We start from the raw sequence: 14116 nt of genomic DNA on the forward strand, positions 1-14116 counted from the left end.
GCTCGGAATTTTCCCTCCCCCCAGAGGCCTTGGTAAAATCGTTTGGACGTGCCTCGCGGCGCGGCTATTGAGCCCAATTCGCGAGCGCAGCTTCCGCAGCGGCGCGTTCAAGTACCAACTGCTTGCTTACCTGCAAGCGAAGCCGCTGCCGAAGGACGACTCCAGTAGTCGCCCCGAGATGACTCCCCGCAGCATGCGCCTATCGTGCCTTACCCCTCCAGGCACTTTGGCGATGATCTGCGTAGCGAAGGACAGTCCGCCCGTTCTGATCTGCTCCCTGTGCAGACGGCCGATGACGTTCTTGGCCACGCTGCCCGCCATCCTCATGCTTCCCGCGGTGCACGCCTACCAGTGCCGTCCCTGCCTGCGGGTGGACACTATCCCGCTCGCCTAGGCTCTGCAGAGCAGCGTCGGCGTCCGCAGCCCCGACGGGCCGTGACCCGGCGCCGTTCCGGCCTGCCCGGCATGATCCGATCGGCCAGACGGCCACCAGGTGGGCAGGAACAAAGGCCCCTATCCTGGCTTAAATCTCGCTGGCTCTTCGGCCGAGCTGGTGGAAACGGCCCCCACTCGCCGGGGCCGCGTATTCTGCGCATGGGTCCTCACGTCGTGGACGAAGAGCGCGACCGGAGGATGATTTTGCGGGTTCTTGTAGCCGAAGACGAAGACCTGATCCGGGATGTGGTGGTCGACATCCTGGAGACGCATGGGCACGAGGTCATGGAAGCCGATAGCGGCGAGCGCGCGCTTCAGCTCTGCGCCGAAGCCGCACCTGATCTGTTGTTCACTGACATCAAGCTGGCAGGTTCGCTGTCGGGCTGGGACGTTGCCATCCAGTGCAGACAATCCAATCCGCGCATGCCGGTCATCTACGCCACCGGCTACACGCACGACGCTCCGCGACCGGTGTCGGGCAGCATCATGCTGCAGAAGCCGTTCAGACTTGAACGTCTGTTGGATGCAGTGACGTCGCTCACGGGCAAGTAGGCACGGCCCCAGCCGACCGCCGTCAATGCGCGCCGATCGACAATTGTCTGCCGTCATTTGCGCCGAGCCGGCCTCGAAAAAGGCCCGCGCCTGCAATCGATCGCGGAACGATTACCTGCCGCAGCAATTTTCTCCTTGGGAGTAGGAGTTGCGTATGCGTCATTCGCCGTCGATCGTGCCGCTGGATCGTCTGGATCGCGAGATCTACCTCGTTCTGGAGGACTTCGGCGCGCGTGCCGGTTGTGCCTGGCGAGAGACGGACGAGCAGGATACCGACCGCGAAACGGTGCTGCGGGACTTGCTCTCCGGGCAATACGCCTACCCCCTCAAGATCGTGGCCTTCAACGCCATCGAGGGCTGGTCGCACGACGCCACCGAGGACATCGCCAACGCCCTGGCTGATCGCGCGGTCCAGGACGGCATCGACTTATCGCCTGCGCTTGAGGCTTTCGTCAGCGCCAACTCGTCACGCCCATTCGGTTTTCAACTGGCGCTGCCTTTGCGCGGGGCTGCCTGACGCGTTTGCGGGAACGAAGGGCCTTCCGCAAACCTTTGCAGGAATGCCGGATATCTCACTGGTTCCGAGCGGGGCCGCTCGCCCCCACCCCAAAAACCCGCTGACAACCCTCCGAAAACGTGTACCCTTCATCCAAACCGGAGGAGCGGCATGTTTGAAATCAACGGTTTCGACACGGCGGGTATCGTCAGCCTGAAGCGGCCTTCACTTGCCGCCGCCCTCAAGAAGGCCCGGGAGCTGGTCGAGGACGGCTGCTGGGACGTTCAGGTCGTTGATCCCTCAGGCCGGGTCTACACCTCGTTCGAGGAGCAAGCTGCCTAGCTCGGCCTCTCCTCAGCTCTCAGGCGCCGCCGCAGTTGCAGCCGGCACGGTTAGCGGCGCCCCTCCAACCGAGACCGGCCCCACGGGCCCCAGAGGCCCGACAGGTTTGGGCTCCCGCACCATCCGCTTGCGCATCGCGGTGGACAATCCATAGCGCGCATTCGCTCGTCGGACGGACGAGGTGACGTCCGACATCGCGGAGCTCTGCAGCGAGTCGATCTTCGCGATCAGCGTCGACAGCTGCGAGGAGATCTTCTTCACGTCGACCCGCTCGTCCGTGATGCTCTGCCGCAGCGACAGCAGCAGCATCGAATCCTGCTGGAGCAGAACCGAGTTCTGATCCGCTGCCTGATTGTTCTGCTGCAGCAAGGCGGTGTGTTGCTGCTGGGCTGCCTGAATTTCCTTCAGCGCAGCGACGACCGGATCCGGCTTTGGCGCGGGCGCGTCCTGGTGCGGCAGCAGCTCAGCCAGGCTGCCGAGGTTCAGCGACGAAAAATCCGCGGGCGAGGTATAGATGGCCGCCGCGCCGTTGATGGCCAGCGCGCATAGCGAAAAGGCCAGGATCGATTTCCGGCGCGACCGCTTGATCGGTTCCGAAGCTACAGACGTTTCGGGTTCACGCGCTGACGCGGCGTCAGCCAGGGCGGCGGCGTCGAGCTCTTCGGCAAAGCCTGCCGTTTCGAATGTCGTGGTCACGTGCATGGACCCCAATGAGCGAGCAACAGGAAGCCGCTCCTGGAAACGCCCTCACGAGGAGTCCCTTGTACGCAGCACCCTTACACAACTGCCTAGAATTGTGAGCATTTCGGATTAATTCCACGTTAGCGGCGGGGCGGCGCGACGTGCGCTGCGCCCCCGTTCGAGTACGGGGCCTGGCGATCATCCCTGTTTTGCCCGACGGGTCAAACGCCCCCTTCCCGCCGATTCAAAATGCCTTGTGCCAGCAGCACTTAGCTACTGTGCATGGGGTTGTTTTCGTGTTTTTTTGTCGCCCTAGCCTTCGTCCAGCAGCTCGAACAGCTCCTCCACCCGCTCGAACGGCGCGCCCTGCATCTTGGCGTGATAGACCACGCGGTCGCCGTCGCGCTGCAGCGACTTGCCCCGCGACTTCCGCAGGCGCCCCGGCAGGAAGGTCGCGGCCGCAGCTTCCGGGCCGACATCGAGGCGGATGATGCCTCTGCGCTTGCATTCGATCCTGAGCCTCGCCGCAGCGAAGAAGTCGAGCGCGAGCTCCGGCAGCGGTCCGAAGCGCCGGGCGGTTTCCTCCTCGAGGTCTTCGAGATCGTCCTCATCCGTGCAACGTGCGGCGCGCGCATAGAGCTCGAGCCGGACCGGCTCGGACTGCACATAGCTCTCGGGCAGCATTTCACCGAGCGGCAGGTTCAGGTCCGGCACCCACACCGCCTGCCCCTCGTCGAGCTTCTCCGAAGCCATCTTGAGGAGATGACTGTAGAGCACCGGCCCGAACACCTTAACGTGGCCGGATTGCTGCTCGGAGAACAGATCGCCCGCGCCGCGCAGATCGAGGTCGCGTTCGCTGATGGCAAAGCCCGCGCCGGGCCGGCTGAACTCCTCGAGCACGGCCAGCCGCTTCTCCGATTGTCCGGATTGCGTCTCGGTCAACAGATGGGCGAAGGCGCGGATGCCGCTGCGGCCGACGCGTCCGCGCAGCTGATGCAGCTGGGCGAGGCCGAACTTCTCCGGCCAGCAGACAACGATGGTGTTGGCACGGGGAATGTCGAGCCCGCTCTCGACGATGTTGGTCGCGAGCAGCACGTCGGCCCTGCCCTCGACGAAGCTCATCATGCGGTCGTCGATCTCGTCCGCCGCCAATCGGCCGTGCAGGCAGACGATGCGCAGATCAGGCGCCACCGCCTGCACCCGCGCCAGCATCGGATCGAGGTCCTGGATGCGCGGGCAGATCAGAAAGCTCTGGCCGTGGCGGCGCTGCTCGCGCAGCAGCGCCGAGGCGATCGCGGCATCCGACAGCGGCGCGATCCGGGTCGCGACCGGAAGCCGGTGCACCGGGGGCGAGGCGATCACGCTGAGGTCGCGGAAGCCGGCAAGGCCGGCGGCGAGCGTGCGCGGGATCGGCGTCGCGCTCATCATCAGCACATGGACGTTCCTGGCGAGGCCGGCGAGCCTGGCCTTCTCGGCGGCGCCGAAATGCTGCTCCTCGTCGATGATGACGAGGCCGAGATCGTCGAACCTGACGTCCTTGCCGGTGAGCGCCTGCGTGCCGATCACGACCTTGATCCGGCCGCTGCGCAGGCCCTCCCTGGTCTCGCGCAGCTCGGCGCCCGAGGTCGCCCGCGACAGGTTGCCGACGTCGATGCCGAACGGGGCAAAACGTTTCTGGAAGGTCGCGACGTGCTGGCGCGCCAGCACCGTCGTCGGCACCGCGACCGCCACCTGCTTGCCCGAGAGCACCACGGCCGCCGCCGCCCGCAGCGCCACCTCGGTCTTGCCGAAGCCGACGTCGCCGCAGACCACCCGATCCATGGGATGACCGGAGGCGAGATCGTCCAGCACGTCGTGGATCGCCTTGGCCTGGTCGATCGTGGTGAAGTAGGGAAAACGCGCGACGAACTTCTCGTAGGCAGATCCCGGCGGCACCAGCTTCTCGCCGCGCCGGCGGCGGCGCTGGCTGATGTGCTTGGCGAGCGCCCTGCCGGCCGCCTGGATCTCGCGCTCCGCTTCGGTGCGCCGCGCCCACCATGTGCTGCCGTCCGCCTTGTCGAGCGAGAGCTTGCCGAGCTCAGCCGCGTAGGGCCACATCAGGGCGAGATCGGACGGCGGCACCAGCACCGCATTGTCGCCGGCGAACTTCAGGCGGATCATCTCGCGCAAGCCGCCGTCGCCGGTGTTGACGGTCTGCAGGCCGTCGAGCACGCCGAGGCCGCGCTGGAGATGGATCACCACCGTGCCCTGCTCGGGCACGTCGGCATGGTCGAAGGCCGTGCTCCAGGCCCGCGCCATCGGCTGCGGATGATGCGCCCGGCTGCCGAGCACGTCGGAGGCCGTCACGACGACGAGAGGCTTTCGGCCCGGCACCACAAAGCCCGCGTCGAGATCGGCCAGCAGCGCCGCCTCGCCGCTCCGCGCGCTCGCCGCCTCGTCCCAGTCCTCGCAGCGCGGCGCCTTGAGGCCGCTCATGCGCTCCATCACGCGCAGGTCGTCCTCCTGCGCCGCGGCGAGGATCAGGCGCGAACCGGCCCGCCGCGTCTCCTCGACGAAAGCACGCAGCGCCTTCCTGGCGGATGTCAGCTTCGAAAACTCCGGGATGGTCTGGAAGGACGCTGCGCGCGGCAGCACCTTCATGCCCCTGGAGAGCTGCTTCCAGTCGCGCCGTCCGAGATATTCGCGCTCGCGCTCGGCGCGCGGCGCGGCCTCCTCGATCGTATCGAACCAGCCGTCGACGTGCGCCGGAACGCCTGCGTCGGCGATCCATTTGGCACGTCCGCAATAATCGAACAGGCTCGCGCGCTTGCTTCCTTTGCCGGCAAGGCCGAGCCGCTCCGACATGGGATCGACGAGCAGCTCCCTGGTCTCGAAGATGATCCTGTGCTCGTTCGGGTCGAACGCCACGATCCGCTTGATCGCGCGATCCGAATGCTCGATCCGGAACGGCCCCAGCGCGCCCGCCGGAAAGATCTCGAAGGTCTGGCCGTGGAACAGCGCCCCGCCCGGATAATCCGGCTCGTCGTCGAGATCGTATCCGAGGGCTTCGAGGCGCGTCTCGAGCTCGCGCTCGGAGAACGGGCCGCCCACCTTCAAGCTCAAACTGAGGCGTGCCAGGCTCGCCGGCGGCGGCAGGCGCTCCATCACCGCTTCCGCCGTCGAGACCAGAAACAGCGGGTTCTTGGATTTCGCAAGGCGCCTCAGCACGGAAGCCCTGCGCCCCGCGAGCTCGTGCGACGGCTCGAGCTGATCGAACGGCAAGGTGTTCAAGCGCGGAAACACCAGGACCTCGCAAGCGGGGTCGAGCGCGTGAATGACGCTGCCCAGCCGCTCCGCTCTGTTCTCGTTCTCGGCGAGAAAAACGATGCCGCCGGGTCCGGACTGCTTCCATTGGGCAAGCAGGTGGAGAGCCAGCACCCCGAGCGGCGACGCCGACGAGATCGTGGCGCGCTGCACCGACTTGCTCGTCCTTGGCGACGTCCTGTTCGGCAACGCCTTGCTTGTCGACGTCCTGCTCGGCAACGTCTTCTTCGGCGACCTCTTGGCCACCCGCGCCTTCTTGGTAAGCCTCACTTGAATCCGTTTCTGGTCGTAAACCGTCGTCAACTGAACGCCAGCCGCCCTCATTTGCGATTCGGCGACGTCGCGCCATGCATATGAGATTTGCCCCGCGAACGCACGCCTGGTGGCAACGTTCGGCGCGGCGCAACGATCCCGACACAAGGGCTGGCTTGTCGACCGCTGCAGCGGAACTGCACGGCGCGGGATCTGCGTCTGTCGATGCGACGCTGAGCGCGATTGTAACCGTTCCGCGCACGGAGAGAAACGAAAAACCCCAGCGCTTGGAGCCACGCTGGGGCGTTTCGTTCAAATGAATTGGTCAAGCAATGACCTCTTCATAGCAGCGATTTCAGCGCGCGCTTGTGAACTGGTTCACATTCCTGCGGCAAAACAAACGACCTCAGCGCGGAGGCTCTGAGGTCGCCAACCTTTGTGGGAAAGGTTTTCTCGCGGCCCGGGGCTTTTGGGGGGCTGGGGCTGGGCCGCGAGCCAGGATTCGACGCCGGCCACGCCAAGTCGTTCCATGCAAAGTCGTTCCATGCAAAGTCGTTCCATCACCACCGGCGGAGAGCTTCGCCGCGGCGGCCTGAACGTTCGTCCCGTTCAATCCGCCGGAGTGGGATACCGCATTGCGGTTTGAGCGTGCACGCGCTGCGCGCTAGGATGCCGCTTTTATGGAGGCTCATTTGAAACCATTGCTTTTCATCGCCGCCGTCGCGCTGCTTGCGTCGGCCCCCGCCCACTCGCAGACGCTGGTCGATCCGAGCAAGGTCGCTCCCGAATATCGCGAGGCAGCCGAGAAGCGCCGGGCCGAGCAGCTGCGCCAGCGCGAATGCGCGCTGAAGGCGGATCTCGAGAAGGTGCTGCCCAGGGATCGCACCGCTTTCCTCACCCATTGCCTGGAGACGATGGCGGCCGGGCACTAGCGGCCGGCCGAAGCCCGCGCGCGCTCCGACATCCAGCCGCAATATCCTTCAAGCTTTCTTCAGACATTTGGGATCAGCTCAAGATCCGTTTTTCAAAGTCATTGTTGTCGGCGCATGAGCTCGGTCCAGATTCAGTGCACGCGGTGCAAGAGCGTGTTTCGCGATCGCGCCGGGCGGTTGCAGGACGGCTATTCCAGGCAATGCCCGAGTTGCGAAGTGGTGCTGTTCTTCGCCGAGGATTCCCAGCATCCCTTCATCAAGCGCGCGATGCGCAATGCGCGCAAGGTCCGCAAGGACATTAGGGAGGCCGAGGCCTTGCGGCTTGTCGCACCCGAACCGCGCGCGGCGCAATCGAGGAGATTCGCCGGACGGACGCGGTCGGCCGAACGCGAGGAGTAGCTCACCTCGGCTTCTGCTTGCGCGGAAACAGGCGATCGCGGATGTAGCGCGAGGTTGCGGTCAGACGGATGCCGCGCGGCTTCTGCCAGGCGGCGCGGTCGATCTCCTTCTTGTCGCCGATGGCCAGCCGGCCTTTGGCGCTCTTGGCAATGAAGATCGCGTCGCTCATCTTGCGGCCGGAACGCTTGTTCCTGGCTTTCACTTCCTTCCAGAGACTGATCCTGCCGAGCTTCAGCTTGGGCAGCTCCTCCCGGATTTCCCGCCGCAGGCAATCCTTCGCGGACTCGCGCGCCCGCTTGCGGCCGCCCGGAAACATCCACAGGCCGTCCGACCGGCGTCTGACCAACAATACCTTGCCGCGCCTCGCGGCGACGAGCTTGGAAGACTTCGCCATTGCTGCCGTCGCTGAAACAGAATCGTTCCGATCGTAACTTGTCTAGTGAAACAGACAAGTTCGCGGCATACTTCGGGGCGCCGGATGCTGGCGTGGCACCTCGGGCAGATCGCCGCGGTCGGCGGCGAGATCAGTCCTTGCCCGCCCCTGCCCGGTCCTCCGTCCTGATCCAGGCCATCATCATCTCCCAGGCCACCGAGAGGATGATCGGTCCGATGAACAGGCCGACGATGCCGTGGGCGAGCGTGCCGCCGATCACGCCGACGAAAATCACGATGGTCGGCGTGGTCAGGCCGCGTCCCATGACGAGCGGCTTCAGCATGGTGTCGATGAAGCCGACGAGGACGAGAAACACGGTGAGCAGCAGCGCCGTGGTGACGTCCTTGGCGGTCCAGATCCAGATGATCACCGGCAGCAGCACGAGGAACGCGCCGATCTGCACGATCGAGAGCAGCAGCACGATGAAGGCCAGAAGGCCGGCGCTCGGCACGGCAGCGAGCTTGAAGCCGATGCCGGCGAGCAGCGCCTGCACGATCGCTACGCCGATCACGCCCTGCGCCACGGCGCGGATGGTCGCGCCCGCCAGCGAGAGGAAATGCTCGGTCTGCTCCGGCACGATGCGAAACAGGAAGCCGCGGCCGGCCGCGACCAGCCTCGGCCCATGCGGAAACAGGAAGCCGGCCACGAACACCGAGACCAGGAACTGGAGCGTGCCGAGGCCGGCATCGCCGGCAAGCGACAGCAGCGGGCCCGCCAGCGGCTGGAGATATGGCGCCACCTCGCGCACCAGCGCACGGACGTTGGTGTAGGCCTGGTCCCAGAGCTCGTAGAGCCAGGGGCCGGCGAGCGGCCAGGATTTGATCTGCTCGGGCGCGGCCTGAAGCGCCAGATCGCCGGTGCCGAGCTGGTGGGCCAGCTCGCGCACGCCGTCCACCGCGCTGATGCCGAGCCAGGTCGCCGGGCCGATGACGATGCCGAGCGTGATCAAGGTCAGGATCGCGGCTGCGGTCTTGGGCCGGCCGCCGAGGGCTTTGGCCACCCAGCTGAAGGCCGGATAGAACGCAACCGCGAGCACGCCGCTCCAGGCCAGGATCGGCACGAACGGGCGGATGATCAGGAAGGTCCAGATGATCAGCAGGGCGAGCAGGCCGAGCCGGATCACCAGCTGGATGACATCCTCTCCCGTCAGGAGCTGACGGAGACTTTTCACGGGCACTGCTTTCCTTGCGGCATGAACGCAAAACTTCCGGTGCTTGCGCGGCCCAGCCGTTATTGCCAGCAACGCATCCGGCGTCAAGGCGACGGGAACCGGCCCGCCCCGCGATTGGCACCACGTCAGGGCCCTTGCGCCATGGCCCGCGACCCGCGACCGCCTCCGACGTCACCCGCCCTTGGCTAACGCCCGTTAACCGGATTCCCGCGCGCCGGTTTACGCCGCTGCAAACGCCCGCGGCTAGCGTAGATCGGGGTCACCAAGAAGCATTCCGTGCAATGGCCAACAGCATCTGGACGATCGAAGAATTTACCTGTGCGGGTTGCGGCATGAACTACACCGCGACCAGGGAGGAGCACAGCGAAGCCCACGCCGGCCATTTCAAATGCAGCATCTGCAGCGGAATGGTGCACGCCTGGTCCGGCAAGCATCATTTCTTCGGCTGGCAAGCCGTCAAGACGCGGCCACCCGTGTTCGGAAAGCGCTGGGCGGACGTGGAATGGTAGGCCGCCCATCACGCGGGCAGCCCTGACGATGCCGCAGGGTCGTCCGAGACGGACCGGCGGATCGGCCGAATTGCAGCGGCGCCATTTGGACTCCGTTCATCGATCGCCGCTAGATCAGAACGGACCCTTGGCGCCGAACCAGCAATCATGGCCGACCTCAACGCCGTCCTGACCAGGCTCAACGACCGCCTGCTCCGCCTCGAAGGCGAGCTGTTCGTGCTGCGCTCGCTGGCGCGCGCGACGCTGACGGCGGGCGATGACCATGCGGCGCGGATGCGCAAGCTGGTCGAAGCCGCAAAGGTCGCGCTCGACGACGAGGCCAGGCGCCCGCTCGACAAGCCGACACGCAAATATGTCGACGCGGCAACCGCCCTGGTGGAGGAACTGCTGGTCGAGCCGACCCCGGCGCGGCCGCTGTTCACAGTGATCGACGGCGGCCGGCGCGATTGAACAACAGGCGCATTGATCCGACGGCGCCGCGGCGTCCGTAGCCTTGCCGCGCAGATCCCGCTAGATCGGCGTGGAATTCTCTGCCTTGAGCCGGCTGAGGCCTGCCTCGATGATCGCGATCTCCTCGTCGATCTGGCCGATCGGCAGGCTGAAATCATAACCGGACCTGCTCTTCAGCTCGACCGCGAGCCGCTGCCTGTGCATCATCAGCTCGTCGAGCCCACGGCGGTTCTTCAGCCGCACATAGCTGTCGACAATCTGCTCAATTGCGCGCGGCATGAGATTTGTCCCGGCGAAAAGGCCCGCGCGGCGCACCCACGCCGGCGGGACATTTTCGGTGTCGCGGTACGCAGTACAAATCCGCGACGGATTCGTCGATACGCCGGGCTGGTTGAGATCGCGTTACCATTCAGTGATTTCGTGATACGCGGCATTGAAAAGGCCGCTGGCGATAACGCCAGCGGCCCAGGCCGGGTTTAAAAACGGATGCGGGTTGAAATGTAGCCAGCCCCGGTCCACGCACTCTTATCAGCCCGCCCGGCGTCCCTCTGTTAACAACGAAACACAGGAACCGAATCATTGGACGCTTGCCGTCCCGCCGTGGCCGCGCGGCAACGCACATGGTTCGCGGCATGGGTTTGCGGAAGCGTTGCGGGCAATCTGCGCCCGCCCTGGAGGCACCGAAATGGCGAGCTGCGCATTCCAGGCATCGATCGCAGCCGCGTCCTCGGCTCATTGTTGATAACCCAGGCAAGCGCTGCGCGGGTGGTGACAGGGCGTCCGGACGTGTTATCGGGTGATGACGCAGTTGCGAGACCGGATCGGAGACCCATGCGCATTACCCTCGTCGGCTCCCGCCATTTCGGCGTGACCACCCTGAACATGCTCCGGGAGCACGGCGTTTCGATCGTGCGGGTCGTGGTGGCCGACGCCGAGGATCGCCTCGCCGCGGCCGCCAAGGCGGCCGGCATCGAGGTCGTGGTGCAGGCCAACCCGAAGCTGGTCGTAGGCTCCGAGATCGCCCCTGATACCGATTTGATCATTACGGCGCACAGCCACGCCCGGATCGGCAAGGACGCGCTCGCCGCGGCCAGGCTCGGCGGGATCGGCTATCACCCCTCGCTGCTGCCGCGTCATCGCGGCAAGGCCGCCGTGGAATGGACCATCAAGGAAGGCGATCCGATCGCCGGGGGCACGATCTATCACCTCGCCGACCGCATGGACGCCGGCGCCATCGCCGCCCAGGACTGGTGCTTCGTGAAGAAGGGCGAGACGGCGCGAGAGCTCTGGGAGCGCGCGCTGGCGCCCCTCGGCCTCAAGCTCCTCGCCGACGTGATCGACTACGCCAAGGTCCACAAGGCGCTGCCCGCCAAGACTCAGGACGAGCAGTTCGCGACCTCCGCGCCAAGCCTTTCGTGAAGCCTATCCAAGGGCTCGCTCCCGACGTTTACCCTTAACGTGAAGCCGCGTTGATTCTGCTTGGAAAATCGGAGCCGAAAACGCAAATAAACCATTGTTCCAACAGGAACAATTTGCGATTTGGCATCGCAACAAATTTCCGTCACATTTGGTCCAGATAAGCGACAGCATATCAGACACATTGAAGGACGGATTTATGCGTTTTGCTCGCATTGCGGTGTTCTGTGCCGCCTCAGTTTTCACCGGCACCCTCGCCGCGTCCGCCTTTGCCCAGACGCCTTATGACGGCAACTGGCAGGTCACGATCGTGACCAAGAGCGGCTCGTGCGAACCCACCGCGAGTTCCATGCTGACGGTTGCCGACGGAAAGATCACTGCGCCCGGCGCTAACGTTTCCGGCACCATCGGCAGCGGGGGTCTTGTGAAAGTTTCGATCAATGGTGCATATGCCAACGGTCAACTCAACGGCAACGCCGGATCGGGGAAGTGGAATGGAGCATCTGCAGGCATACCGTGCAGCGGGCGATGGGAAGCATCGCGCCAATAAACCAATCGAGGCTCGCGCCCGGAGCCGGCGGCTGCTGATCGCGGCCGCCGTTTTGTTTGCGGCGGGGATCGCCGGCATTGAAAGCAAGGCCCAGTCGAGCCCGTTCGCCCCACTCGCGGGCAGCTGGAGTGGCGCGGGGACGGTGGCCCTGGACGACGGCTCGACCGAACGGATCCGCTGCCGGGCAAAGTACGCCCCGATCGGCCCCACCATGGAGCTGACCCTGACCTGCGCCAGCGACGCCTACAAGTTCAACTTCACGGCCAGCCTAAAGGCTGAAGGCAGATCCGTCACCGGGAGCTGGTCCGAGATCAGCCGCAACATCTCTGGATCGCTCCAGGGGCATGGTTCCGGCGGCCATTACGAGCTGCTTGCCTCTGCCGCGGGCTTCAATGCCAACATCTCGCTGAAGACGAGCGGCAATAAGCAGAGCGTCGCGATACGCGCGGACAGCCAGTTCCGCGGAGCGAACATCTCGCTGTCGAAATAAGCCAGCGGTCGATCCGACAATCGATCCGGCGGTCCCGCCGGATCGATTTTTTTATGCGGCCGGGACGAACGCCGTGACCTCGATCTCGACCTTGGCCCGCTCGTCCACGAGGCCGCCGATATAAAGCAGGGTCGAAGGCGGGAAATTTTGTCCGAGCGTTTCCTTCCAGGCCGCACCAATGCCCGCACCGGCCGCTTCATATTCGCTGCGGCTGGTCAGGTACCAGGTCAGGCGGACGATGTGCTCCGGACCCGCGCCGGCCTCGCCCAGCAGCTTGATGATCCGCTTCAGCGCCATTTCGACCTGAGCCGCCAGGTCGGGCGCATAATTGCCGGTCTCGTCGCCGCCGGTCTGGCCGGCCAGGACCACCCAGCGCCCCGGCCCCTCGACCGCAACGCCATGGGAAAAGCCACGCGGTTTCTTCCATTCGGCCGGCTGCAGGATCTGCATGAGCGAAGCTCTCCCGATTGTTGTTGTTCGATGCTGACTAAAGCGCGGTGCGATGAGGATGACTCGCTATCGCGCCTCAGCTTGCCGTCTAAGCATGATCTCTTGGAAAACCGCTGCGCACTTTTCCGGATCATGCTTTAGCACGACCCGCTGCATCACTGCATCCGCAGATTTGGCCGTTGCAAATGGCGGCGATGTCGCCGATACCGGCCGTCCCTTCACATTCCATTCTCCCGCAATCACCGCCGATGAGCGCGACACCGTCCAAAACGATGGCTGCACTGTGGATGGCCGGCTGGCTGTCGCTGATGCTGGTGATGGCGGTTGCCGGGCGCGAGACCACGCGCGAGTTGAACGTCTTCCAGATCATGGAGGTGCGCTCGGTGATCGGGTTTGCGCTCCTCCTGCCCATCATCTACCGCGCCGGCGGTTTCAAAGCGGTCGCGACCAAGCGCCTGCCCCAGCACCTCGCTCGCAACGTGGTGCACTATTTTGCCCAGCTCGGCTGGTTCTACGCATTGACGCTGATCGGAATCGGCCAGGTCGTCGCAATCGAATTCACCATGCCGATCTGGACCGCGGTGCTGGCCGCGACGTTCCTGTCCGAGCGCATGACGCTCTGGAAGATCGCCGCCGTCGTGCTCGGCATCGTCGGCGTCGTCATGATCGTGCGGCCCGCCACCAGCGAGATCAATCCCGGCCAGTTGATCGCGCTCGGGGCTGCGATCGGCTTCAGCATTTCCATGATCCTGGCGAAGTCGCTGACCCGAACCGAAAGCGCGTTGTCGATCCTGTTCTGGATGATCGTGGTGCAGGCCGTCGTGGGCTTGCTGCCGACGCTCGCTGTGTGGGTCTGGCCCTCGCCTCGCCTATGGGGCTGGCTGTTTGTCATTGGGGTCTGCGGCACCTTCTCCCATTATTGCCTCGCCAGTGCGCTCCGGTACGCGGATGCGACGATCGTGGTGCCCATGGACTTCCTGCGGGTTCCGTTGACTGCGGCAGCCGGCTGGCTGCTTTATTCCGAGCGGCTCGACGGCTGGACCGTGCTCGGCGCGGCGCTGATCCTGTGCGGCAATCTCCTGAATTTGAAGCCGGTGCCGCCGGTTCCCGCCCGCACCCAGTGAACCTTGCGCCGCCTTGCGCGACAAAACAAAGTGGCCGTGTGATTTAGATCACGTTGGAGCGGCGCTCCACCGTGCACATTCGGCCACACAGCAGCGGGTTGATGCGGACGTTCTGCCGTTTTGGTGGCGCG

The 14116-nt window shown here is 65.0% G+C and carries 18 protein-coding genes; 12 read left to right on the forward strand and 6 right to left on the reverse strand.

Going from position 1 to position 14116, the window contains the following annotated elements:
• The first annotated feature begins 609 nt into the window (after positions 1-609).
• The 3 genes from DCM79_RS10980 to DCM79_RS10990 all read left to right on the forward strand — a co-directional run bounded on the left by DCM79_RS10980 (position 610) and on the right by DCM79_RS10990 (position 1825).
• Positions 610-987: a response regulator gene (locus DCM79_RS10980; protein WP_257179856.1), complete on the forward strand. Its 378-nt coding sequence runs from the start codon at positions 610-612 to the stop codon at positions 985-987.
• A 154-nt stretch (positions 988-1141) separates the two neighbouring features.
• Positions 1142-1504: a hypothetical protein gene (locus DCM79_RS10985; RefSeq protein ID WP_257179857.1), complete on the forward strand. Its 363-nt coding sequence runs from the start codon at positions 1142-1144 to the stop codon at positions 1502-1504.
• Positions 1505-1654: 150 nt separating this feature from the next.
• Positions 1655-1825: a hypothetical protein gene (locus DCM79_RS10990; protein WP_257179858.1), complete on the forward strand. Its 171-nt coding sequence runs from the start codon at positions 1655-1657 to the stop codon at positions 1823-1825.
• Positions 1826-1837: 12 nt separating this feature from the next.
• Here DCM79_RS10990 and DCM79_RS10995 read toward each other — a convergent pair whose 3' ends face one another.
• The gene (locus DCM79_RS10995) at positions 1838-2527 is read right to left on the reverse strand and encodes a hypothetical protein (protein ID WP_257179859.1); all 690 of its coding nucleotides are present in this window, start codon (positions 2525-2527) and stop codon (positions 1838-1840) included.
• A gap of 291 nt (positions 2528-2818) precedes the next feature.
• Complete coding sequence (locus DCM79_RS11000) at positions 2819-5923, reverse strand: DEAD/DEAH box helicase (RefSeq protein ID WP_257180738.1); 3105 nt, start codon at positions 5921-5923, stop codon at positions 2819-2821.
• On the opposite strand from DCM79_RS11000, the gene DCM79_RS11005 reads away from it, so the two are divergent.
• From DCM79_RS11005 to DCM79_RS11015, 3 genes are all read left to right on the forward strand, one after another.
• Positions 5820-6083 carry a hypothetical protein gene (locus DCM79_RS11005; RefSeq protein WP_257180946.1) on the forward strand — a complete coding sequence of 88 codons (264 nt, stop codon included), beginning with the start codon at positions 5820-5822 and terminating at the stop codon, positions 6081-6083. The two genes, DCM79_RS11000 and DCM79_RS11005, sit on opposite strands and share 104 nt — an antisense overlap.
• A 658-nt stretch (positions 6084-6741) precedes the next feature.
• A complete protein-coding gene (locus DCM79_RS11010) occupies positions 6742-6993 on the forward strand; it encodes a hypothetical protein (protein ID WP_373568073.1) in 252 nt (83 codons plus the stop codon).
• A gap of 153 nt (positions 6994-7146) precedes the next feature.
• Entirely contained in the window at positions 7147-7392 is a 246-nt protein-coding gene (locus tag DCM79_RS11015) for a hypothetical protein (RefSeq protein ID WP_373568074.1), read from the forward strand.
• A 1-nt stretch (position 7393) separates the two neighbouring features.
• On the opposite strand, the gene DCM79_RS11020 is transcribed toward DCM79_RS11015, so the two are convergent.
• Both DCM79_RS11020 and DCM79_RS11025 read right to left on the reverse strand, forming a co-directional pair.
• The gene (locus DCM79_RS11020; protein WP_028136301.1) at positions 7394-7786 is read right to left on the reverse strand and encodes an NUDIX hydrolase; all 393 of its coding nucleotides are present in this window, start codon (positions 7784-7786) and stop codon (positions 7394-7396) included.
• Between the two features lie 130 nt (positions 7787-7916).
• A complete protein-coding gene (locus DCM79_RS11025; RefSeq protein ID WP_257179862.1) occupies positions 7917-9002 on the reverse strand; it encodes an AI-2E family transporter in 1086 nt (361 codons plus the stop codon).
• A 275-nt stretch (positions 9003-9277) separates the two neighbouring features.
• On the opposite strand from DCM79_RS11025, the gene DCM79_RS11030 reads away from it, so the two are divergent.
• On the forward strand, positions 9278-9505 hold the full coding sequence (locus DCM79_RS11030) for a hypothetical protein (protein ID WP_257179863.1): 228 nt from the start codon (positions 9278-9280) through the stop codon (positions 9503-9505).
• A gap of 147 nt (positions 9506-9652) precedes the next feature.
• Complete coding sequence (locus DCM79_RS11035; protein WP_028136298.1) at positions 9653-9955, forward strand: hypothetical protein; 303 nt, start codon at positions 9653-9655, stop codon at positions 9953-9955.
• Positions 9956-10015: 60 nt separating this feature from the next.
• Here DCM79_RS11035 and DCM79_RS11040 read toward each other — a convergent pair whose 3' ends face one another.
• A complete protein-coding gene (locus DCM79_RS11040; protein ID WP_257179864.1) occupies positions 10016-10234 on the reverse strand; it encodes a hypothetical protein in 219 nt (72 codons plus the stop codon).
• A gap of 552 nt (positions 10235-10786) precedes the next feature.
• Between DCM79_RS11040 and DCM79_RS11045 the strand changes: the two genes are divergently transcribed.
• From DCM79_RS11045 to DCM79_RS11055, 3 genes are all read left to right on the forward strand, one after another.
• Positions 10787-11374: a formyltransferase family protein gene (locus tag DCM79_RS11045; RefSeq protein WP_028136296.1), complete on the forward strand. Its 588-nt coding sequence runs from the start codon at positions 10787-10789 to the stop codon at positions 11372-11374.
• A gap of 196 nt (positions 11375-11570) precedes the next feature.
• Positions 11571-11921 (forward strand): hypothetical protein, encoded by a 351-nt coding sequence (locus tag DCM79_RS11050; RefSeq protein WP_100174819.1) that lies wholly within the window; start codon positions 11571-11573, stop codon positions 11919-11921.
• Positions 11866-12411 carry a hypothetical protein gene (locus DCM79_RS11055; protein ID WP_257179865.1) on the forward strand — a complete coding sequence of 182 codons (546 nt, stop codon included), beginning with the start codon at positions 11866-11868 and terminating at the stop codon, positions 12409-12411. Before DCM79_RS11050 ends, DCM79_RS11055 begins: the two co-directional genes overlap by 56 nt.
• Positions 12412-12462: 51 nt before the next feature.
• Here the strand turns inward: DCM79_RS11055 and DCM79_RS11060 are convergent, their stop codons facing one another.
• Positions 12463-12861, reverse strand: coding sequence for a RidA family protein (locus DCM79_RS11060; RefSeq protein ID WP_257179866.1), 399 nt, complete (start codon positions 12859-12861; stop codon positions 12463-12465).
• A 248-nt stretch (positions 12862-13109) separates the two neighbouring features.
• On the opposite strand from DCM79_RS11060, the gene DCM79_RS11065 reads away from it, so the two are divergent.
• Positions 13110-13985, forward strand: a complete 876-nt coding sequence (locus DCM79_RS11065; protein ID WP_257179867.1) for a DMT family transporter — start codon at positions 13110-13112, stop codon at positions 13983-13985.
• The last annotated feature ends 131 nt before the right edge of the window (positions 13986-14116 follow it).

This window comes from Bradyrhizobium sp. WBOS07 (assembly GCF_024585165.1).
Lineage (GTDB): Bacteria > Pseudomonadota > Alphaproteobacteria > Rhizobiales > Xanthobacteraceae > Bradyrhizobium > Bradyrhizobium japonicum_B.